Origin of the sequence: Pseudomarimonas arenosa, assembly GCF_014841215.1 — a bacterium.
GTDB classification, from domain to species: domain Bacteria; phylum Pseudomonadota; class Gammaproteobacteria; order Xanthomonadales; family Xanthomonadaceae; genus Pseudomarimonas; species Pseudomarimonas arenosa.
Genome location: NZ_JACYTR010000032.1, coordinates 1 through 846 on the forward strand (window position 1 = coordinate 1; position 846 = coordinate 846).

The following is an 846-nucleotide window of genomic DNA, read 5'->3' on the forward strand; positions in this document are numbered from 1 at the left end:
GCGCCAAGGCGGAGCAGCAGGCCGTGGATCGACGGCCATAGTCAATGACTAAACGGCGGGTTAAAAACCCGCCCTACAACAACCCGACGTACGCGCGGTACAACAACCCGCCGTACGCGCGGTACAACAACCCGACGTACGCGCGGTCAACATCGACCGTGGCGGCAGTGGAATACCCGAGGAAATGGCGCGATACACACGATTTGCCAGAGAGTTCGATGACCTCATCGAAACAGCCCGACAGCAGTACCTTGCCTTCCGCGCCGCCATCAAACATTCCCTGGCGGCCTGATGCAGCTAAACGGCGGGTTAAAACCCGCCTTACGAGTTACCGCGATAAAGCCTTCAGTTCCAATTTGTTGTACTCAACCATCGAAGCAAAGAAATCGGAAAACGATGCAAATCGATCAACTTCTTCGCCAGCCCACCACACCAAAGGCGGCTGCAGAGCACTGCCCTGCAACTGCATAAAAAAGACATCTTTATCTCTCGCCGAAGCAGCGATCGGGAACGCCGACGGTCTTCCAATACCACATTGAACTTCCAGGTATGGCTCAGCGGCATCGAGGATCTCATTCGCTGCAAGCATCGCAGGGCCACCGAGCAACTCGGGCGTTCCGAACAGGTTCACGCCCTGAAAAAACGACGGCCAGCCATCGGCTACAGCCAAGAAATTTCTGTACCCCGGATCCAGTTCAAAGCCCAGATGTCTCTCTACCTCGATAAGCGCAACTTCCGAAGCTGCAACGCGTGGCCAGTGGTACTCCCACAGACGCTCTTTGTCCGCTTCACACGTCGCTTGCTTGATCCGAATCATCTCGACAATGAGCGGCCTCCAATCTCGAA

General features: G+C 55.7%; 2 protein-coding genes. Both read right to left on the minus strand.

Annotated elements, in window-relative coordinates; all coding sequences use genetic code 11:
• Nucleotides 1–73: 73 nt before the first annotated feature.
• On the minus strand, nucleotides 74–277 hold the full coding sequence (locus IFO71_RS13830) for a hypothetical protein (RefSeq protein ID WP_192030238.1): 204 nt from the start codon (nucleotides 275–277) through the stop codon (nucleotides 74–76).
• 51 nt (nucleotides 278–328) lie between these two features.
• Complete coding sequence (locus IFO71_RS13835; RefSeq protein WP_192030239.1) at nucleotides 329–817, minus strand: SMI1/KNR4 family protein; 489 nt, start codon at nucleotides 815–817, stop codon at nucleotides 329–331.
• Between the last annotated feature and the right edge of the window lie 29 nt (nucleotides 818–846).

Coding starts and splice junctions, on each gene's coding strand:
- IFO71_RS13835 (WP_192030239.1), bottom strand. CDS start 817: ATGATTCGGATCAAGCAAGCGACGTGTGAAGCGGACAAAGAGCGTCTG.
- IFO71_RS13830 (WP_192030238.1), bottom strand. CDS start 277: ATGTTTGATGGCGGCGCGGAAGGCAAGGTACTGCTGTCGGGCTGTTTC.